Source organism: Leptolyngbya subtilissima AS-A7 (assembly GCF_039962255.1).
In the GTDB taxonomy this organism is placed as follows: domain Bacteria; phylum Cyanobacteriota; class Cyanobacteriia; order Phormidesmidales; family Phormidesmidaceae; genus Nodosilinea.
The window spans coordinates 286,279-306,267 of the sequence record NZ_JAMPKY010000004.1 but is presented as its reverse complement, the minus strand read 5'-3'; the positions used below and the strand labels follow the sequence as shown (position 1 = coordinate 306,267).

Here is a 19,989-nt window from a genome sequence, read left to right as displayed (position 1 = left end):
GTGTTGGTGGGTGACGAGAAAGTTAAGTCTCATTGCCCCGCTCCCCTGACCCACCCCTTCTGAAACCGCATTTTTGAGGAAACCGCCATGGCTGACTCAGCCGCTTTCACTCCCGCCGATGCCGAAATTGTCACCGTGCGCCCCCAGCACGACACCGCAACACTGCAAAAGCTGCCCTACTTTGTCGGCATTTCTGAAGCTACAGCGGGCTCGCAAGGCATTTCGATGAATTTGGTGATTATTCCCCCTGGGGCCTCGGCAGAGCCCCACTTCCACAAAGACTACGAAACCGCGATTTACATTCTTCAAGGGCGGGTCAAAACAGCCTACGGCGAGGGTTTGAAGAAAACCATTGTCAACGAGGCGGGCGACTTTCTCTATATTCCGGCGGGGGTGCCCCACCAGCCGACAAATTTGAGCGACAGTGAACCGGCGCAGGCGATCGTGTCTCGCAACGACCCCAACGAGCAGGAGAACGTAGTGCTCTATAACCCGTGATATTTCACCGTCCTTTACCCGCCCACTCCCTACCCTCCTACTCTCTACCGACTAGGACGAGCAGCCGGCGTAGCAAAGGCCTGCTGGAGCTTGCCCACCCGCTGCTCGGCGGTCTCTGGCGGTGGCGAAATCCACAGCGACTCGTAGAAGAAGAACGACATGCCGGAGTAGGCGCGATCGCGCACCGCCGCCATCTGGTCAGTGATAAAGTCCATCTTTACCGGAGCCGCCCGCAGGCCGCTGAGAATGCCGATGTTTACCGGAATTCTGCGCCGCGCCGCCTGAATTGAGGGCTTGTTCATCTCCCACATAAAGCGGTTTTGGTCGCTGCGATAGACCTGAATCACCAGCTCATCGACAATGCCTCGGTTAACCCAGGTGGGCCAGTCTTGCAGGTAGTTGGTAAAGGCAAACGGGTAGGGGTTGGGCGAAATCGACACCACCGCGTTGGGCCGCCGCGCCTTCACCAGCTTGTGAACTTCGGCCAAGAAGTCAGAAATTTTGTTGGCCCGCCAGGTCATCCACTCGGCGTTTTGAGGGTCGTTAGGCGGGTCCTGACCGTTGTGCTCAGCCCGGTACAGGTTGATGGTGAAAGGGTCATAGCCAAAGTCCACCGGCAGGCCCAGGTGGTCGTCGAACTGAAAGCCATCCACCTCGTAGTTCGAGACCAGCTCGTTAATCAGCTCTAGCTGAAACTTCTGCACCTGGGGATGGAAGGGGTTCATCCAACGGCGCGGAATCACGTTGCCCTCCACCCAAATGCCGGGGTCGTTTACTACGTCAGGGTCAGGAAGAAAGTCGTCTTGGGCAAGCCACTGGTCGGCCCGTTGCTTTTCGCGGGCCAGATCCCCCGTCTTGGGGACATCCAAAGCAGGAGTTAGCTTGGCAGCCTGTTTAGCGTCTAGACCAGCGGCCAGCTTGGGCACATCCCCCGGTCGCGTGGAATCACGGGGCGCAAGGGGCTCAGGCTCAGGGGGTGTTGGCTCAACTCGCTTTTGGGTAAACCAGTCGGGGTGGCGGCGGTAGAGTTCGTAGTTGGCGGGGGCCATGAAGCCAAACTCAAACCAGGGCACCACGGCCATGCCCCGGGCGTGGCCCATGGCGATCGCCTCGCGCATCATGTCGCGATCGCTTTCGCTGGCGGGGCCGGGAGCGCGCAAGTCGCCGTAGAGGTGCTGACTCACCCCCAACTCGCGTCGGGCGGTGGCGCTGGGGTAAAGGGTGTGGCCGTAGTTCCACACCACCGGGTAAATCGTGTTGAAGTTGAGGTCGGCCAGGCGGGTTACCGCTGCTTGCAGCGCCTCCGTAGAAAACAGCACTTGGCTATCCACATTGGTCAGCCACACGCCGCGCGTTTCACGGGCAGGGGAAACCACAGCGGGGGTCTGGGCCTGGGCCACCCAGGCGGGGTCAATCGTCTGACGCAGGGCAGGATTGGGTGCGGCACGGCACAACAGAGCTGCCGCTTCGCCGCGGGTGAGCCGCTGGGTGGGGTTAATGCGGTTGGCCTGGGGATAGTTCACCACCACGCCCTGGGTGAGGGCAGCGGCCACCCCTTCGCGGGCGTAGGGGGGCACCTGGCGGCCGTCCTCTAGGTTGGCGTTGATGATTGTGTTGGCGGCAATTTGGTAGCTGCCGCCCAGCTTGGTAGCCAGGGCCATAATGCCCTCGGCACGCACCAGGGGGCGGTCGCGCTGAAAGTAAGCGTCGGGGTAGTGGGCCGCCACCGTGGGCGCAGTCTGAGCCCCCAGTGCCCGCTCTAGCGGGTTAGCCCATTCCTGAGCTGGCCCTGCGGGCGAAATCAGGTTCAACAGCGTCACGTAGTCGCCCCAGAGAATCGGGTCATCTGGGTAAAACAGCCCCGTGGCGTCGGGGGTAATCAGGCGCTGTTCAGCCAGGGCCGTGATGCAGTCCTTTGCCCAGTGGCTTTGAATATCAGTGGGGATCACGGGCCGTGGGAGAGCGGGCCGCGGCAAGGTGGGCCTAGGATCCGTCTCGTCACCTAACTCCTGCTTAGGGCGAGGAGCCTGAGCCACTGCCTCAGCCGGAACTATCGCTGCCGCTGTGTTGGGAAGCAGAGGCAGTAACCCTGAGCTGCCCAACACCAAAATTAGCGCTGCACCGAAATTTAGCAGCGATCGCCGCCACCCCCTACCTATCCTGCCCATACCCTTCAACCTCCGCTCCGTTTGGCCTGATAGCCTTTGGCTACCAGGAGTTCGACTAGCTTTTGGGCATGGTCGCCCTGAATTTCAATAGTGTCATCTTTGGCGGTGCCGCCAGTGCCACACTGAGCCTTGAGCTGCTTGGCCAGGGCCGTGAGCTGGTCGGGGCTATGCTGAAACCCGTTGATGATGGTGACGGTTTTACCGCCGCGCCCTTTGCGGCTGACCTGCACCCGCACGGTTTGCTGATTGGGGGCGCGATCGGGCACGCCCCGCGCCATGGGGTCGGCAGGGCCAAACTCACGATAGGCGTGACGGTCACTTCCAGAACTATTGCCAGCCTTCTTGCCCATAGCCGCTTTGTTAAAACTGCATGATTTATACCACTGGCGGGGGCAACTCGGGGCATTGCAGTAGGCCAGTTCCTAGGGAGAAGGATTCGGAACCAGTGGCCTCACAAAAATTGTTAGATCCATCCCCAAACTTTGAAGCGCGCAGGCGGTAACCTCCTAACCGAACTTCAGCAAGGCGTCCACCCGATGGGAGGACTACACTAGAATCAGCAGCCTTATTCCCCCCGCAGCAGCCTTCCCATGCAACTTCACCTCAAGGTTTGGCGCCAGACCGATGCCGGCACTCCTGGCCAGTTCCGCACCTACACCGTGGCCGATGCCCACCCGGATATGTCGTTTTTAGAGCTGCTCGACGTGCTCAACGAGCAGCTGATTCACGCGGGCGAAGTGCCGGTGGAATTTGACCACGACTGCCGCGAGGGCATCTGCGGTTCCTGCGGCGTGATGATTAATGGCAAAGCCCACGGTGGTTTGCCCCAGACCGCTACCTGCCAGCTCTACCTGCGCCACTTTAAAGATGGCGACGAAATCACCGTTGAACCCTGGCGGGCCAAGGGCTTCCCCGTCATTAAAGATCTGGTTGTAGAACGAGCCGCGCTCGATCGCATCATTATGGCCGGGGGCTACATCTCCGTCAAAACTGGCTCAGCTCCAGAGGCCAACGCTATCCCTGTCCCTAAGGCCAACGCCGATGCCGCCTTTGACTACGCCGCCTGCATTAGCTGCGGGGCCTGTATCGCGGCCTGTCCCAACGCCTCAGCATCCCTGTTTACGGCCGCCAAAGTAGCCCACTTGGCCCTGTTGCCCCAGGGTCATCCCGAACGTCACCAGCGGGTGCTAGCCATGAGCAACCAGATGGCCGCCGAAGGCTTCGGCGACTGCTCTAACCACGGCGAATGCCAGGCGGTGTGCCCTAAAGGAATCTCGATCGATGCGATCGCCTCCATGCGCCGAGAGTATGTGCGAGCGACGGTAGGCCTTTAGAGTTTTGAGTGTTGAATTTTGAGTGTTGAGTTAAGCGCCGCACTCAAAACTAAGAACTTCTCAAACCATCACTCTTCTTGCCAAATACGAACGGTGCCATCCCATCCGGCGCTGACCAAGGTTTTGCCGTTGGGGGCAAAATCTACTCCCCAAACCCAGCCCTCGTGGCCATGCAAAATGGTCGTTAGGCGGCCCTGCTCCATGTTCCACAGGCGAATGGTGCTGTCGTTGCTGGCGGTGGCCAGCAGCTTGCCATTAGGGTTAAAGGCGAGGCTATTGACCGGGGCCGGGTGGGCCTTAAAGCAGGTAGTTTGGCGACCGCTGTTGAGTTTCCAAAAACGCACGGTGCAGTCGGCGCTGGCGCTGGCCAGCAGCCAGTTGTTGGGGCTGGCCGCCACCGCCAGCACCTCGCCGGTGTGACCCGTGAGCACGTGGTTGTGCCCCTTACCCTGAATGCGATACAGGCGAATAGTTTGATCTTGGCTGCCGCTAATCACCGTAGTGCCATCGTGGCTAACGGCGATGGAGCGCACCCAGTGGGTATGGCCGTTGAATTGGTGCACGAGGGTGCGATCGCGCAGCCGCCAAACGCAAATTTTGTGGTCTTGGCCGCCGCTAAATAGGTACTTGCCGTTGGGGCTAAAGGCGACGGCCCGCACCCAGTTAGTGTGCCCCTCCATCTCGCCCCAGGCTTCTCCGGTGGTGAAATCCCATAGTCGAATGGTGTTGTCGTTGCTGACGCTGGCAAAGCAGGTGCGATCGGGGCTCACGGCGACAGCCCGCACCCAGGCCCGATGGTTGTCGATCACCCGCATGGTGTGACCCGTGGCCAGGTTCCACACCCGCACGGTTTTGTCACCGCCGCCGCTGACGATAAAGTTGCCGTCAGAGCTCACGGCTACCGATCGCACCCAGCTGCTGTGGCCCGTCAGCACTCGCGTACAAACCCATTTGGTGGCCCGGCGCGGCGGCACAGCGGCCGTGCCCTGGTCAAGGGCAGCGGCCATATCCACCAGTTCAAAGGCAGAGGGATCGCCATCCGGATCGCCCTGAGAGAGAGAGTTGGGGGGCTGGGGGGGCATGGCAAGGGTACGCATCGGCATAGAGCTCTATCGGTCGTTAGCGACGGCAAACGCAGGCGCAGACTGACCCCAGCCTGCAAATTCACCGTCGACTACACCCTGACAGCATCCTATTCCGAAATACTGCTTAACATAGGTTCTGACCGATTGGTTTACCGATCGGTTTGTTATGGGTTTTTATGGTTTTTAGAATAGTCAGGCTCAGGCAATGCTGCCACGCTTGCGGGCCTCTTTGTAGGAGGTGCCAACATTCTTGAGCCCAGCGCGAATCATTTCTTGCTCCAGCAGGGCAAAAAATCGGCTGCGATCGCCCCCCTTAACCACCGCCTGATTGTGCGCTTCCGCTAGCGTCACCGGATACCCATACCCTTTTTGCACCTGGGTGAGCACCATTCTGAGCGCCATTTCACACAGCACTTCATCGGCCATCACCCACTGGGGCACTTCCACCCGCGCCACTTCAGGGCCGACATTGAGGTAGCAAAAGTACACTCGATGATCGCCGTAGAGATCCAAAATGCTGGCGGTGCTGCGCCAGAAGGGGCTGCGTTCCCCAGGGGCTAATTCTGTCGCCCAAAACGTCGCATCCCGCAGCGGCAAAAACCGACCGCAGGGGGCCCGGTCAGCCTGATTGCCCTCCTCGCTGCTGCAATGGGTTTGGCAGTCGGGCTGCAGGAACGGGCAGGCCGCAAATCGCAAAAAGTTCATCGCTTCGCCGCTGCGGCTAGCGCTGAGATAGCCCACCAGCGGAATGTTTTGCCGCCGCAGCCGCTCCCACGAGTCAAGGATGGGAGGAAGGATGCGATCGCGCGCATCCCCGGGCAGCGCCTCCAAAAACCAGTAGATCAGCGACCCATCGACTAAGGCCAGCACAGGCACCCTGTCTGCCTTAGGGTTGGCTTCAACTAGGCTATTGTGAACGGCTTCCCCCACTTCGGCCAGCACCACGGCCTCGGCCACGGTGCGGCGATGGCCCATCCATTCTTCGGTGCTAATGCCCCACTGACGCGACAGGTAGAGATCTTCGGCGCGGTACACAACCTCTGGCAGGCTGTCGAGCATTGGGAATCGGCTCTGGCCATAGTGGAGCACGACGCGGCCCACATTAATCAAATAGCAGTAGGCGATCTCGTGGTGGCTGGGCGAAATTTGCGACCCGTCGGTAGCAATGACGGTGTGGGCCTCGGGGGCGGCGGCGATGACGCTGCGAATAGTAAGGGATTCGGTAGGCTGGGCAGCGGTGAAGGGAGCGCGATCGCCCCAAATTTCGGCCTTGGCAACCAAATCGGGCTGATGGGTGGCGGCGATCGCCAACAGCTGGCGGGCTGCCATTATGCGCTCCTGGGCGGCAGCAGCCTCCTGGCTAAGGTGCTGGCTAATGCCCTGCATCTGCCGGGCCAGCTTCATCAGGTCGAGCATGGCAGAGTCAATTTGGTACGCTCATACTAACATCCCCTTTCAAATTTTTCGCTAGAACCTATGGCCTACGGATGCCACTTCGGTTCTCATCGTTATACTGTCGGGTGGCTTAGGTCTTGGTCGTGTTTTGGTCGTGCTTATGGAGTCAAGATGGCTCACCTTGGGGCTCACCTCGGGAGCGTTAGCAACCCTGGGTGCCCTAGTTGTGGCTGCCCCCGTTAGGGCTGCAACCCTGCAATATTGGTGGTTTAATGCTGAAACCAATCAGCTGGTATTCACCACCGACGGCCAAGTGCAGCCTCGGGCTCAACTGCTGGTTAACCCCACCCGCATCGTGGTTGACCTGCCCAACACTCAGATGGGCAGCACCAATGCCAGCCAGTCCGTCGGCGGTGCCGTGCGAGAAGTGCGAGCGGGCCAGTTCGATCGCCAAACCACCCGCCTAGTCATCGAGCTTGCAACCGGCTACAGCCTGAACCCTCAGGATGTGCGGGTTCAGGGGGTTCGCCCCAACCAGTGGGCGGTGCAGCTGCCCACCCTCAACCAGGGCGCGGCGCCAGCCTCGGGGGCTTTACCACCTCCCACTGCCACGGCCAATCGAGTGCAGGGCAACACCGGCACTGGCGCTGGCTCCATTCTCAGTGGCGTGGTCACTACCGGCGACGGCTTCCTGGTTCGGCTCAGCGGCACGGCGCCCACCCCCACGGTGCAAATTACCAGCGACGATGCCGACAACCGCTTTGCCATCATTGATTTACCTAACACTGCCGTAGCGGGCAACCTGCGCCCCGATGACTTGCCCAATTACCGCTACAGCATCATCGCCTGGAATATTGCCCAGCAGCCCACCAATCCTCCATCTACCCGCATCACGCTCCGGCTCGCCCCCACCAGTCCTGACTGGCGCGCCCTGCGCAACAACAGCGGCGTGATTGTGCTGCCCCCCAGCGGCGTGCCTATCAGCAGTATTGCCGACGAACCGGCTCCCCTCGCGGCGGTTCCAGCCAGGCCGCCTCAGGCTCAGACGCCCCAAGCTCAAACGCCTCCGCCCCAGGCCCAAACTCCGCCCAGTTCCCCACCGCCCAATCCCACACCGCCACCTACGCGCTCCGCAGAGCCACTGCCCTCAGTGCCGAGCGGCCGAGTGGTCGTAGCCATTGACCCCGGCCACGGCGGGCGTGACCCCGGGGCAGTAGGCATTGGCGGTCTGCAAGAAAAGCAGGTGATTTTCCCCATCTCCCTGCGGGTGGCTGAGCTGCTCGAAAGCCAGGGAGTTGTGGTGGTGATGACTCGGCGCGAGGACGTTGCCGTCGATTTACAGGCCCGAGCCGACATCGCTAACCGTGCCCAGGCAAATCTATTTGTCAGCATTCACGCCAACGCCATCAGCCTCAGTCGCCCTGACGTTAACGGTATTGAGTCGTACTATTCCTCCGAAACCGGGCGCAGGTTGGCGGCTACCCTCCAAGCCAGCATGCTAGCAGCGACGGGCATGCGCGATCGCGGCGTCAAGCAAGCCCGCTTTGCGGTGCTGCGCCAAAGCACCATGCCCGCCACCCTACTCGAAATTGGCTTTGTTACCGGCGCTCAAGATGCTCCCCGCCTAGCTGACCCCGCCTGGCGCGAATCCATGGCCCAGGCGATCGCCCGCGGCATTCTGCAATACATCCAGCAGGGGCTGTAGCGGCAAATGGCCTACTGGTTCGACGGGCAGCTCTGCCAGGGCAGCGATATTGTCCTCGCCGTCAACGACCCCACCCTAATCTACGGGGCCACAGTGTTTACCACCCTGCGAATCTATGGCCAGAGCCTTGACCACCCCCTCACCCACTGGGCGGCCCACCAGCAGCGTCTAGTTCATGGCCTGACCGATTTTGGCTGGCCCAGCCCCTCATGGGATCGGGTGCGGCAGGGGGCCGAGGCATTGTTAGAGGACCATCCTGTTCTGCGGATTACCTGCCTTCCCGACGGTCGTGAGCTGGTGACTGGGCGCAGTCTGCCTCTAGACCTAGAGACGATGCAGACCCAGGGCATTGCCGCCTGGGTGGCGCGGGGGGAGATGTATGGGCGATCGCAGCCCGCCTACAAAACCGGCAATTACCTCGGGGCCTGGCTGGCCCTACAGGCTGCCCAGCGGCACGGTGCACGCGAGGCCATCCTGGTGAATGCCCGAGGCCAATGGCTAGAAACTAGCACCGGCAACCTCTGGGGCTGGGCCAATGGTCAGTGGCACACGCCCGGCTTGGGAGCTGGCCTACTGCCAGGAATTGTTCGTTCACATCTCATTGAATATTTGAAGCGACAAGGGGAACAGGTCAACCAATCCCCCTGGCCGCCGGGGGTGATTCAGCGCTTTGAGGCGTTGGCCTATAGCAACTCAGGGGTGCAGGTAGTACCTATTCACACAGTTTTGGGCGATCGCAGTAGACTGGAGGTTAACCCACAGCACCCAGCCCTAGCGGCTTTGCGGGCTGCTTTTAGCGAAAATTAGCACCTATCCCAATTATCGATTAGCCCATTCTCACAGATGACGTTAACATAAGTTAATATCTCTCTAATCTTGCGGCTTATTTAAGCATTAGCCCCAAATTGGTTTCATTAGAAACGGTTTCTAAGCAACAGTTCATCCCAAGAAGTAAGTGGAGGCAATAGCCCGGTGAACAAACGGTGGAGAAATGCAGGTCTATATGCCCTGCTGGTCGTTGTAGTCATTGCCCTGGCGACCGCAATTTTTGATGGCTCTGGCCCTGAAACCCAGACCTGGCGTTACAGCCAGTTTTTAGACGCGGTGCAAAATAACCAGATCGAGCGCGTCAACATCAGCGCCGATCGCACCCGCGCTCGCTTCACAGACCCCGAGGGTAACGGTCAGATCATCGTTAACCTGCCCAACGACCAGGAGCTAATCAGCACCCTGGAAACCAACAATGTCGACATCGTCGTCATGCCCCAGAGCGATGACAGCGTCTGGGTTCGCGCCTTTAGCACCCTGCTGATTCCTATCTTGCTGCTGGGGGTACTGTTCTTTGTGCTGCGCCGCGCCCAGAGTGGTCCTGGCAACCAGGCCATGAACTTTGGCAAGTCCAAAGCCCGTGTGCAGATGGAGCCTCAGACCCAAGTCACCTTTGGCGATGTAGCCGGTATTGAGCAGGCCAAGCTAGAGCTGACCGAGGTCGTTGATTTCCTCAAGAATGCCGATCGCTTCACTGCCGTCGGTGCCAAGATTCCCAAGGGTGTGCTGCTGGTGGGCCCTCCCGGTACTGGTAAAACTCTGCTGGCCAAGGCCGTTGCGGGCGAAGCGGGCGTGCCCTTCTTCTCCATATCCGGTTCTGAGTTCGTCGAAATGTTTGTCGGTGTGGGTGCCTCTCGCGTCCGCGACCTGTTCGAGCAGGCCAAGGCCAACGCTCCCTGTATCGTGTTTATCGACGAGATTGACGCCGTCGGTCGTCAGCGAGGCGCAGGCCTCGGCGGCGGCAACGACGAGCGTGAGCAAACCCTCAACCAGTTGCTCACCGAGATGGATGGTTTCGAGGGCAACACCGGCATCATCATCATTGCCGCTACCAACCGCCCCGACGTGCTCGATGCGGCCCTGTTGCGCCCCGGTCGTTTTGACCGCCAGGTGGTGGTCGATCGCCCCGATTACGCCGGTCGCCTCGAAATCCTCAACGTCCACGCCCGCGGCAAGACCTTCTCCAAGGATGTCGATCTGCAAAAGATCGCTCGTCGTACCCCCGGCTTTACTGGAGCCGACCTGTCGAACCTGCTGAACGAGGCCGCCATTCTCGCCGCCCGCCGCAACTTGACCGAAATCTCCATGGATGAGGTTAACGATGCGATCGATCGCGTCCTCGCTGGCCCCGAGAAGAAAGACCGCGTCATGAGCGAAAAGCGCAAAGAGCTGGTCGCCTACCACGAAGCTGGGCACGCCCTAGTCGGTGCCCTGATGCCCGATTACGACCCTGTGCAGAAAATCAGCATCATTCCCCGCGGTCGCGCCGGTGGTCTGACTTGGTTCACCCCCAGCGAAGATCGTCTAGAGTCGGGCCTTTACTCCCGCTCCTACCTGCAAAACCAGATGGCTGTGGCCCTCGGTGGCCGCATCGCTGAAGAGATCATCTTTGGTGAAGAGGAAGTTACCACTGGTGCTTCCAACGACCTGCAGCAGGTGGCTCGCGTTGCTCGTCAGATGGTGACCCGCTTCGGCATGAGCGACAAGCTCGGCCCCGTCGCCCTCGGTCGCCAACAGGGCAACATGTTCCTGGGTCGCGATATCGCCGCCGAGCGCGATTTCTCTGAAGAGACCGCTGCCACCATCGACTCCGAAGTGCGGGGTTTGGTTGACCAGGCCTACACCCGCGCTAAGCAGGTGCTGACCAATAACCGCCACGTGCTCGACCAACTGGCCACAATGCTGGTGGATAAGGAAACTGTGGATTCTGAAGAGCTACAACAGCTGCTTGCCACCAACGATGTGAGCATGGCATCAATTGTGTAAATCACGTTGAAGTTTGCGTAGTTCATAAAAAGGGGATGTCCACTGGGCATCCCCTTTTTATATGACTCTTGTAGGCCGTTGGGTATTGCCAACTAACTCATTCCCGAACAGGCCACCTAACAATGCTTTAGTAACCAGCTACCTGCTGAATGCTATGTGTGGTGCTTCATTTTGCTGATTTGACTAGCTCACAAGATATCGATGTTCAATTTTTGGTGATTGTATCAAGATCCACCGAAGAATATTGATCCTAAAAGATTCATGGGTAGAGTACAAAGAGAAGCCTATGTCTATTTCGAGTTGAGGAATGAGCCTTGGGTACTGAGAACGATGAGTATAAAGCTGGTCTCCGCAAGCGCGTGAAACTAACGAATCCTGAACAGCTCTACAATGTTCAGGATGGAAATGGATCCCAAATACCATATGATTTAGCGGATGGTCGGCAGCTATTCAATCACTACCGCCATCGAATGACGAACTATGATCAGGTGTTAGATCAAATTCGTTCAGAGCAGCAAGGTCAGATCACTGGCAGGCAAGAAAAGCAGGTTGCGGTAGCAGCGGCAGAAAATATTCTGCAAAAATATCGTGATGAGCACGTCAAAGTTATTCAGGACAGCCAAAAGAAAGGGCAAGTACTTAAGTCTCTGTTTGAGAAGGCTGGAGTCAGTACAGCATCGGCTCTATCTCAGTTATTAGATTCGTGGTCTGAAAAGATCAAGCAGATTGGACATTTAGAAAATAGTCAGCGCTCTCTACAAACTTGGAATGATACTTACCGAGTACAGCGGGAATTAGTGAAGGCTGTACTGAAGCAAGAAAATGCCTCAAAGGAAATTCAAGAAAAAGTTAAGCTTATTTATAGTACAAAGTCATCTAATAAGGCAATTGATTTGGGATCTGATCTATTTAATATCGAGAAGTCTGAAATTTTAAAGTTAGTTAAAACTGTTGTCCACTACACCAAGTTGTAAAGGGGCAGTATGAAAATGCTTGAGGTTAAGCAAGAAGTTTACAAGCTGACTAAGACAGAAACAACTCAAGAACTCAGAAAAGGGCATCCTGAACTAACAGAAGGACGCGACTTACGATACAAAGCTCATTGGGTAACAATTCTGGAGCAAGTCCGTGCTCTGAAACAAACGCCCGACATAAGCCTGACTGAGTTAGAAGAGTCCGAAAAAATGCTTAAAGGATCCCTACTCACGGTTGGTGCTATAGCTGGATTGACGCAAGATGAGATAGAGATTGATTGGAAGCGGATTCAGCTAGAAGCTCAAATAGCAGATATTCATATTGAGGAGTTGTAGTCATAATCTCTCTTAGCCAGCTATCACTGCTGCCTAAAACAAGTGGCATCTACCTGGTTCTTCATCAGGATGGTACTGTTTTGTATGTTGGCCAGTCTAAAAACCTTTACCAGCGTTGGAATGGAGGCCATCATAAGCTTGCTCAACTTGTAGCTAATTATGGCAACGATATTTATATTCACTGGGTCGAAGTACCCGAATGGCTATTAAATCGTGCTGAAAGCGCAGCTTTTGATTCTTATAAACCTGTTCTCAATTTGAAGTCGCCTCCGATAGTATAGCGACTCCTCATCATGGGAATGGCAGATTTTTCTCCTCAAGTACATAATTTTTTTGTTTTCCTAATAGCAATCTGAATTTTCAGAAGCGCTAAGCACGGGTTTCAGTATTGTAATTTTGGATTCGCTAATAGCTTGCACTATGGCTTTTCATCAAGGCTATGTGTAACGGTTTGCAAGCAATAGTGGGCAAACCGTTAGGAAACATCGACGCCGCTGATCGCAAAGGCTAGGGTTGTCGTTGTTTTATAGAGCCTCAGGCCGCGAGATGACCGTTCAACCTCGATCTTCTGCACCTAACATTATTCTCACCAACATCGAAACCGTTCCTGGCAAAACCATTACACAACACATGGGCTTGGTACAGGGCAGCTCCGTGCGAGCCAAACACATCGGCCGCGACATTGCTGCTGGACTCAAAAATATCGTAGGCGGCGAGCTCAAGGGCTACACCGAACTGCTGCAAGAAGCCCGCGAAGAGGCCACCAGTCGCATGGTGCAAGAGGCCCAAAAGCGGGGCGCGAATGCCATTGTCAACGTCCGCTTTGCCACTGCATCGCTGACCCAGGGCGCAGCAGAACTGTTTGCATACGGCACCGCCGTGCGGGTTGAATAGCTATGGAGGAGCTAATTGTTTTTGCGGTATTGCTAGGGATCGGCTACTTTTTTGGTACCCGAACTGAAAAGCAGCACTTTCGTCAGTTACAACAGCGAGAACAGGCTATTCAAGGGCTGATGCTCAGCACGGCTGGGGCTAAAGTGTCTCTGCCTAAAGCCCATCAGGCACAACTATTCACCGGCAGCGTAGTCATATCATCCGACTTTTTTAAGACGTTCATCGCGGGGGTATTTAGTTTCTTTGGCGGACGCATCACGGTTTACGAAAGCCTGCTTGAAAGGGGCCGCCGCGAAGCCATATTGCGGATGGAAGAGTCAGCCCTGGGCTGGGGCGCAGACCAGGTGGTCAACATCCGCATTCAAACCGCTGAGCTGAGCGGCAACAACGGCCAAGGCGTTATTGCCATTGAGGTGATTGCCTACGGCACAGGCGTTCGCTAGCCTGCTGGACAAGTTGGCCTCACCGCTAGCTTGCCCTAAACCATCTCCACGGCGGCAACTAGGCCAAAGATGACAAATAACAGCCCGCCAACGGTCGTCAGCCAGCGCTCTGAAATGCGGCCAGCAACGAGTTTGCCACAGGCAACGGCGATCGCAGCACATACCGCATGTCCCAGGGTTGACCCCAGCACCACGCCCACCGGATGGTTAGCCGCCGCCAGGGCAATGGTGGCAAACTGAGTGCGATCGCCCCACTCCGCTACAAAGGTCAGACTAAAGGATTGAATCAGCACGGCTTTGACCGACCATTTTTTGACCTCAGCCTCACTTTCTTCGACAGCCTCTAGGGCCTCGGCCTGCTCATCGGCTAAGCTACCACCCCCGACCATGCGGCTAGCGTCGTACAGCAGCTTGAGGCCAAATCCTAGAAACAGGGTTACGGTCAACCCCTGAACGTAGTGCTCAGGAAAAATAGTGACTGCCTGACCGATCGCTACCGACAAAACCGTCATGACAAATAGCGCGGCGGTAACCCCCACAAACACCCAGCGACGGGGGTGCCGAGTGGCTAAAATCATGCCGATAAAAAAGGTTTTATCCCCTAACTCGGATAGGGTGATGAATAGTAAGCCAGCGGTAAATCCGGTCAGTGGATGCATGCTCGTCTCCAGGATTATTAAGCCTGAGCGGGCATGATGGATGCTCACAAGAACTCCACCAAGCCCACATCAGTTGTGGACTCAGTGAAGGTCTCGCTTGCGAACGCACAGTTCTACTTCACAGTGCTAATTCACCATCTGAACCAGGCTCATCGCCAGTATGTTGATTCAGATGATTGGGTTAAAACCCAAAGCTACTCCCCTTCATGACTTAAACCATATCACGAACAGGGGATTTGAGCCTAATTAAAAATACTGATTAAAACCACAAGAAACAAACTCTTATTTCATAATTTAATCATCTTTGAGGTGACTCTATTTCACTTTTTGTTCATCTTCTACTGTTTGCCACAGAAGTATTTTCTGACCTATTATATTTCTCTAATGAATAAAATTACCTCGGTTGGCGAGTGAAATGTCTAAATTAATTCCCTATCAGCCTTTAGTTTTAAGGCTTTTACACGGCATCGCTGGCTTGCTGGCAATTAGTGCCTTGATTACCGGCTTTCTGGTTTACAACACCTATGACGGTCGGTTTGGCTCTATTCCTTTACCCTTGCTACCAGACATTCAAGGCATTCATGGTACGTTTGGCCTATTCTTTTTATTGATATTTCCCGCTCTCGCCATTTATAGCTTTCATTGGGGATATCGGCGATTATTGTTTCCTGACTTTTGGCCTCGACTTACCCATCAAGTGGGTAAGCCCGGCTGGTGGGTCAATCTTCAGCGCCTCTTAAACACCGCCATGCTCTTAGCCGCTACCTTGTCCGTGGTTACCGGCAGAATGATGCAAGAGGCCTGGTTGCCCGGTGGCGAACTGCACCACATTTGGTACAGGCTGCATTTGACGGCGTGGCTGGTGCTGCTAATAACTTTGTTGGGCCATGTTGCTATGGGCCTCAAGGTCGGCGGAGTGCCCTTGCTGCTTTCAATGGTTCAAACCAAGTACCGTCCTGAGGAATCCCCGTCCCTATGGATGGGATATCTTCGAGAAAAATTTCACGAGCGATTTGGACGTTAGCTATTAATTGATAATTCTCAAAAATCGATAGTTATGAAAAAAGCAAACGCTCCATTGAAGGTTGTTGAATGGGTAGTCATTGGTGGCATTTTTGCTGCATTTATTTTGCCGCTATTAGCCTATTTAGCTAAACTGTAGGGGCTAGGCAGTTGCTGAGCAGCAGGCTAAATTTAGCGATCGCCACTACTCACAAAACTCACTAATCCATGACTCGATGGCATCGATCGCAGGCTATGGCCAGTCTGCGATCGCCGTGGTTGACTGCACCCGGTGCATACCAGCCTCGGCAAAGCGCTGATAGGTGTCTTCGGCTTGATCAGTAAAATCAACCACGTCGGGGACAACTACGGGGGAAGCACAGTCGTCAAGCAGGTAAACCTTTTGGGCCAGGGCAGGGTCAGTAGCCTCAATGTCGCTCAATAGGTCAGCCACCGTCCAGGCGACACAGTGGCTCTTGGCCTGACCAGCGACAATCACCCCATCAAATTCCAGCAGGGTTTGAATGAGGGGGGCATTTTTTTGAGCGATCGCCTGTCCCTGACTATCCTCTATCACCTCGGGGCTGAGCACCGAATAATTCTCCGTGAGGGGATTGCTGCCCTTCAGCTCAAAGCGGGTCTGGCTCTGGCGGGCAATGGTGTGGAAAAAACAGGCCTCTTCGATCGCAGGCACCAGCGCATGACCAATGCCCCCCAGCATCGAGTGGTAGGGCCAAACGGTGAGGGGATACTTACCCCGGTCATCCAGGGTTTTGGTGTAGTGCAGAGCGTATTCTTGCAGGTCGCGGGAGGCGGTGAGATTGGCGGAGATCGCTGGGTTGACCCGCCATTTGCCCTGCACCACGTCGTCGTAGTGAATCATGGTCATCGGCGGCGGATTTTCGCCCTCAGCGTCGACCCAAAATAGGGGATGAAACACCTGCATCGCCTGATGGGTATCGAGGGTGGCGGTGATCGTGGTGATCTGCCCTAGATTGCGGTAAATAAACTCGCCTAGGCGGCGGTTATCGTCCACAGCTCCCTGGCCCGATCGCCCACCCACAAACAGCTCAAAGCCCGGAATGCAGAAGGTATTTTGTACATCGATCAGCAGCAGGCAGAGGCGACGATCATCCTCGGCAGCGGGGGCAATGTGATGGGCTTTGGCCCAGGCTTTGGCCTCAGCGGCGCGCTGCTGATAGGGCACCGACCACACCTCACCGACCCGGCTAGGGTTATAAAAATCAGGCACTGGCAGCAGGGCTGAGTCGGTCATCGGCTTGGGGCTCCGCAAACTATCACAAGTCAGATGCTCTAATTTTATGCTCAATAGCGGAGGTGCGGCACTGGGTGGGGGCTTGTGGCTTATTAAGCTTCATACATGCCATGGCTCACTGGTTAGTTAAAGGCGTTGCTGGATGCAGGTATGAATAAAACTGCAGCGTCTCTTATAGGGGCAAGCTGCCGTTTTTCCTGACGCTATGCTTTCTGTGGATGGCAACAACAATCAAAAAACTTGAACTTTCTTAGTCTTTTCTTAAATCTATTTTAAGGTGTTGTCTAGCCAATTGATTACTCTTCTTTCACTATTTCTTAAATAACCGCTAAACACTCGTTAAACTCGTCGTTACCAGGGCCACATAATATTTTCTCGTTACTCAAAAAAGCCGATTGGGAGCCCTGACCATGGCAAAGAAGCAAGATATCCGCACCATTCTTAAGAAAGTGGTCAACTTTGAGGATGAAAACCACAACCCCTCAAACAACGACTCCTTCAACCAGGTTTTAGACCGCGCCCGCCTAGGCCGCCGGGGATTTCTCAAGGGCAGTTCATCCTTAGCCGCGGCCGCCATGCTGGGGACAGGCTTAGCTTTAGCAGCCGACTCCACCAAGCAGACTCAAAAAGCTGCCAAAGCCGCTACCAATCTGCGCTTCAACTTTAGTCCCGTGGCCAAAAGCACCGCCGACACTCTGGTTGTGCCCGAAGGCTACACCGCTCGCGTGCTGCTGGCCACGGGCGACCCGATTAAAAGCAACGTCACCCCCTACAAAAACGACGGCACCGATAACGACTTTGAGGTGCGGGCGGGCGACCACCACGATGCCATGCAGTACTTCGGCATGAACCGCGCCGGCAATGGCTGGGACCCCAACAGCAGCGATCGTGCCCTGCTCTGCATCAACAACGAAGTCTGCGAAGACTTGGGTTTTGTGCACCCCAGCGGCCCCACCAACTACGGCCCCGAGAGCACTGAGGCCCGCCCCGCTATTGAAATCGACAAAGAAGTTGCCGCCCACGGAGTCACCATCGTCGAAATCGCTAAGCAGGGGTCTACCTACGATCTCAACCGCGACTCCCGTTTCAACCGCCGCATCACTGCCACCACTACGTTTGATATCGCTGGCCCCGCTCGCCGCAGCCCCATGATGGCTACGGCCTTTTCGCCCAGCGGTCAGCAAACCCGTGGCACCCTCAACAACTGCGGCCACGGCTACACTCCCTGGGGTACCTTCCTCAGCGGCGAAGAAAACTGGGCCGGCTACTTCAACCGGCGCGAAGACGATGCTGTCCGCACCGCTAAGGAGGTGGCCGCCTTCAAGCGCTACGGCATTGGTGGGGCTACCTCGGGTCGCTATAACTGGTCGCGGGCCGACGCTACTGGCAACACCGACCTCTACAAGCGTTGGGATGTTAGCAAAACCGGCAGCCGGGCCGAGCAAGATTTTCGCAACGTCGCCAACACTTTCGGTTGGGTAGTCGAAATTGACCCCTTCAACCCCAACGCCACCACCAAAAAGCGCACCGCCTTGGGGCGTTTTGCCCACGAAGGTTGCTGGTCAGCCACACCGGTAGCTGGCCAACCGCTGGTGTTCTACATGGGCGACGATGCCCGCAACGAGTACATCTACAAGTTCGTCACCGCCGCCGCCTGGGACCCCCGGGATGCCAATCGGGGTGCCGCTGCGGGCGACAAGTATCTTGACGAGGGCACACTGTACGCGGCGAAGTTCAACGATGACGGCACCGGCGAATGGCTGCCCCTCACCTTGGATAACCCCAATATTGCCAACTACGCCAGCTACGACTTTGCCGACCAGGCCGATGTAGTGATCAACGCCCGCATCGCCGCCGATGCCGCCGGAGCAACGAAAATGGATCGGCCCGAGTGGGGCGGGGTCAACCCGGCCACTAGTGAGGTATACATTACCCTCACCAACAACGTGTCGAGCAGCAACGGTCGGGGTGTCAAAACTCCCCTAGATGCCGCTAACCCCCGGTACTATGCCGAAGAAAAAGAAACCACCGTCAGCCAGGGCAACGTCAACGGCCATATCATTCGCTGGCGCGAGTCGGACAACACCCCCGCCGCCATGGCCTTTAACTGGGATGTCTACCTCTTTGGTGCCCAGGCCGACGCGGGAGAGAATATCAATTTGTCGGGACTAACCACCGAGAACGATTTCTCTAGCCCGGACGGCATCTGGTTTAGCCAGGCGACCCCCGGTCTGCTGTGGGTGCAAACCGATGACGGCTACTACACCGATGCCACCAACTGCATGATGCTGGCCGCCCTGCCGGGAACTGTGGGCGACGGTGAGCCTAAGATGGTGGCCAACAAAGCGGTGCCCAGCAACGCCAATGCCGACCAACAGGTCAAGACCTACGTGGGCCAAGCGGCTAGCCCCACGGTGCTGAGTCGTTTTTTGGTGGGGCCGCGCGACTGTGAAGTCACCGGCATTACCGAGTCACCTGATGGCAAGGTGATCTTCGTCAACATCCAGCATCCGGGTGAGAGCAGTGAGTCAGTCACTGACCCGGCGCAGTTTACGAGCCACTGGCCCGATGGCGGCACCGCTCGCCCTCGCTCAGCAACGGTGATAATCACTCGCAACGACGGCGGCAAAATTGCTGTTTAGCGAGTGCTAGCTGATTTCTAACGCTGTCTGTTAGAGCAGTATCAGGTCAGTAATGGCGCAAAGGGGAGCCTGGCTAACACCACGTTCCCCTTTGTTCCGCAGCAGATTGTCTTGCCAAATCCTATTTACTTGGGCTCAAATCCATATAGGCAAATGCCGTTTGCCCTTATACCTGCCACCGTTGAGCTGAGTTTTCTGATTGACAAACTCTATTTCTCTAGACGCACGACATACCACTGCATGGCTTCACCGGGACTGAGCTCTAGCTCGCAGGCGGTATCGCGCAGGTGTAGAGCCTGCTCAGCAACGGTGGTGAAGCGCTGAAGGTCGCGGGGTAAATCGTGCTGGCGATCGCCCAGCAACTCCGTCAACCGCTCTAGCAGCTCCTCGGGGGAGAGAAATTCTTCGGCGTCACCGGGCATCAGCACGACGAACATCTCTTCCTGGTACATAATGACATCGGGCATAGTGTTGCTCCTGGGGAATTTAGTTTGATCCTAAACGGATTGGCTCCCTTGAACGGCGGTGGCGAGCGCGTTTGTCCACCCCTCCCTAAACCTTTCAGCTCAAACGCTTCAAAAGCGGACAGGAGTTCTAAAGGAAACTGTGAACTTCCGTGGGTAAATCGCCCGAATCTTTGGATCCGATGGTAGGATAATGAAGCATTCACCGAAATCCCGACCGGATTACCGGTGAATTTTCGCTTTTGTCACTGTCCGAGCTTTCCGGGAATAGGCCGCTCTGCGGTGCCATTGCCTGGATTT

Annotated in this window: 19 protein-coding genes; 12 read left to right on the top strand and 7 right to left on the bottom strand. The window is 56.4% G+C overall.

Going from position 1 to position 19,989, the window contains the following annotated elements:
* Positions 1-87: 87 nt before the first annotated feature.
* Positions 88-498 carry a cupin domain-containing protein gene (locus NC979_RS11030; protein ID WP_190520594.1) on the top strand — a complete coding sequence of 137 codons (411 nt, stop codon included), beginning with the start codon at positions 88-90 and terminating at the stop codon, positions 496-498.
* Between the two features lie 44 nt (positions 499-542).
* On the opposite strand, the gene NC979_RS11025 is transcribed toward NC979_RS11030, so the two are convergent.
* Together NC979_RS11025 and NC979_RS11020 are read right to left on the bottom strand one after the other, a co-directional pair.
* A complete protein-coding gene (locus tag NC979_RS11025; RefSeq protein ID WP_190520592.1) occupies positions 543-2,666 on the bottom strand; it encodes a glycoside hydrolase family 10-like protein in 2,124 nt (707 codons plus the stop codon).
* Positions 2,667-2,671: 5 nt separating this feature from the next.
* Positions 2,672-3,016 carry a translation initiation factor gene (locus NC979_RS11020; protein ID WP_190520590.1) on the bottom strand — a complete coding sequence of 115 codons (345 nt, stop codon included), beginning with the start codon at positions 3,014-3,016 and terminating at the stop codon, positions 2,672-2,674.
* A gap of 240 nt (positions 3,017-3,256) precedes the next feature.
* Here NC979_RS11020 and NC979_RS11015 point away from each other — a divergent pair, with 240 nt between their 5' ends.
* Positions 3,257-4,000 (top strand): succinate dehydrogenase/fumarate reductase iron-sulfur subunit, encoded by a 744-nt coding sequence (locus tag NC979_RS11015; RefSeq protein WP_190520588.1) that lies wholly within the window; start codon positions 3,257-3,259, stop codon positions 3,998-4,000.
* Between the two features lie 68 nt (positions 4,001-4,068).
* Here NC979_RS11015 and NC979_RS11010 read toward each other — a convergent pair whose 3' ends face one another.
* On the bottom strand, positions 4,069-5,082 hold the full coding sequence (locus NC979_RS11010; RefSeq protein WP_190520586.1) for a WD40 domain-containing protein: 1,014 nt from the start codon (positions 5,080-5,082) through the stop codon (positions 4,069-4,071).
* 201 nt (positions 5,083-5,283) lie between these two features.
* The gene (locus NC979_RS11005) at positions 5,284-6,501 is read right to left on the bottom strand and encodes a DNA double-strand break repair nuclease NurA (RefSeq protein ID WP_190520584.1); all 1,218 of its coding nucleotides are present in this window, start codon (positions 6,499-6,501) and stop codon (positions 5,284-5,286) included.
* 139 nt (positions 6,502-6,640) lie between these two features.
* Here NC979_RS11005 and NC979_RS11000 point away from each other — a divergent pair, with 139 nt between their 5' ends.
* From NC979_RS11000 to NC979_RS10965, 8 genes are all read left to right on the top strand, one after another.
* Complete coding sequence (locus NC979_RS11000) at positions 6,641-8,185, top strand: N-acetylmuramoyl-L-alanine amidase (RefSeq protein ID WP_190520581.1); 1,545 nt, start codon at positions 6,641-6,643, stop codon at positions 8,183-8,185.
* 6 nt (positions 8,186-8,191) lie between these two features.
* Positions 8,192-8,992: an aminotransferase class IV gene (locus tag NC979_RS10995; RefSeq protein ID WP_190520579.1), complete on the top strand. Its 801-nt coding sequence runs from the start codon at positions 8,192-8,194 to the stop codon at positions 8,990-8,992.
* A gap of 165 nt (positions 8,993-9,157) precedes the next feature.
* Positions 9,158-10,999 (top strand): ATP-dependent zinc metalloprotease FtsH3, encoded by a 1,842-nt coding sequence (ftsH3, locus tag NC979_RS10990; protein WP_073610447.1) that lies wholly within the window; start codon positions 9,158-9,160, stop codon positions 10,997-10,999.
* A 314-nt stretch (positions 11,000-11,313) separates the two neighbouring features.
* On the top strand, positions 11,314-11,973 hold the full coding sequence (locus NC979_RS10985) for a hypothetical protein (protein ID WP_190520577.1): 660 nt from the start codon (positions 11,314-11,316) through the stop codon (positions 11,971-11,973).
* 9 nt (positions 11,974-11,982) lie between these two features.
* Positions 11,983-12,309 carry a hypothetical protein gene (locus tag NC979_RS10980; protein WP_190520575.1) on the top strand — a complete coding sequence of 109 codons (327 nt, stop codon included), beginning with the start codon at positions 11,983-11,985 and terminating at the stop codon, positions 12,307-12,309.
* Between the two features lie 2 nt (positions 12,310-12,311).
* On the top strand, positions 12,312-12,590 hold the full coding sequence (locus tag NC979_RS10975; RefSeq protein ID WP_190520908.1) for a GIY-YIG nuclease family protein: 279 nt from the start codon (positions 12,312-12,314) through the stop codon (positions 12,588-12,590).
* 265 nt (positions 12,591-12,855) lie between these two features.
* Entirely contained in the window at positions 12,856-13,203 is a 348-nt protein-coding gene (locus tag NC979_RS10970; protein ID WP_199308895.1) for a YbjQ family protein, read from the top strand.
* A 2-nt stretch (positions 13,204-13,205) separates the two neighbouring features.
* Positions 13,206-13,646, top strand: a complete 441-nt coding sequence (locus NC979_RS10965; protein WP_190520573.1) for a YbjQ family protein — start codon at positions 13,206-13,208, stop codon at positions 13,644-13,646.
* A 35-nt stretch (positions 13,647-13,681) separates the two neighbouring features.
* Here the strand turns inward: NC979_RS10965 and NC979_RS10960 are convergent, their stop codons facing one another.
* A complete protein-coding gene (locus NC979_RS10960) occupies positions 13,682-14,305 on the bottom strand; it encodes a TMEM165/GDT1 family protein (RefSeq protein WP_190520571.1) in 624 nt (207 codons plus the stop codon).
* 415 nt (positions 14,306-14,720) lie between these two features.
* Between NC979_RS10960 and NC979_RS10955 the strand changes: the two genes are divergently transcribed.
* Positions 14,721-15,329, top strand: a complete 609-nt coding sequence (locus NC979_RS10955; RefSeq protein WP_190520570.1) for a cytochrome b/b6 domain-containing protein — start codon at positions 14,721-14,723, stop codon at positions 15,327-15,329.
* A 231-nt stretch (positions 15,330-15,560) separates the two neighbouring features.
* On the opposite strand, the gene NC979_RS10950 is transcribed toward NC979_RS10955, so the two are convergent.
* On the bottom strand, positions 15,561-16,583 hold the full coding sequence (locus NC979_RS10950) for a cysteine hydrolase family protein (RefSeq protein ID WP_190520568.1): 1,023 nt from the start codon (positions 16,581-16,583) through the stop codon (positions 15,561-15,563).
* A 410-nt stretch (positions 16,584-16,993) separates the two neighbouring features.
* Here NC979_RS10950 and NC979_RS10945 point away from each other — a divergent pair, with 410 nt between their 5' ends.
* Positions 16,994-19,225, top strand: coding sequence for a PhoX family protein (locus NC979_RS10945; RefSeq protein WP_190520566.1), 2,232 nt, complete (start codon positions 16,994-16,996; stop codon positions 19,223-19,225).
* A gap of 209 nt (positions 19,226-19,434) precedes the next feature.
* Here the strand turns inward: NC979_RS10945 and NC979_RS10940 are convergent, their stop codons facing one another.
* Positions 19,435-19,692, bottom strand: a complete 258-nt coding sequence (locus tag NC979_RS10940; protein WP_190520564.1) for a CRR7 family NDH-1 assembly protein — start codon at positions 19,690-19,692, stop codon at positions 19,435-19,437.
* Positions 19,693-19,989: the final 297 nt, after the last annotated feature.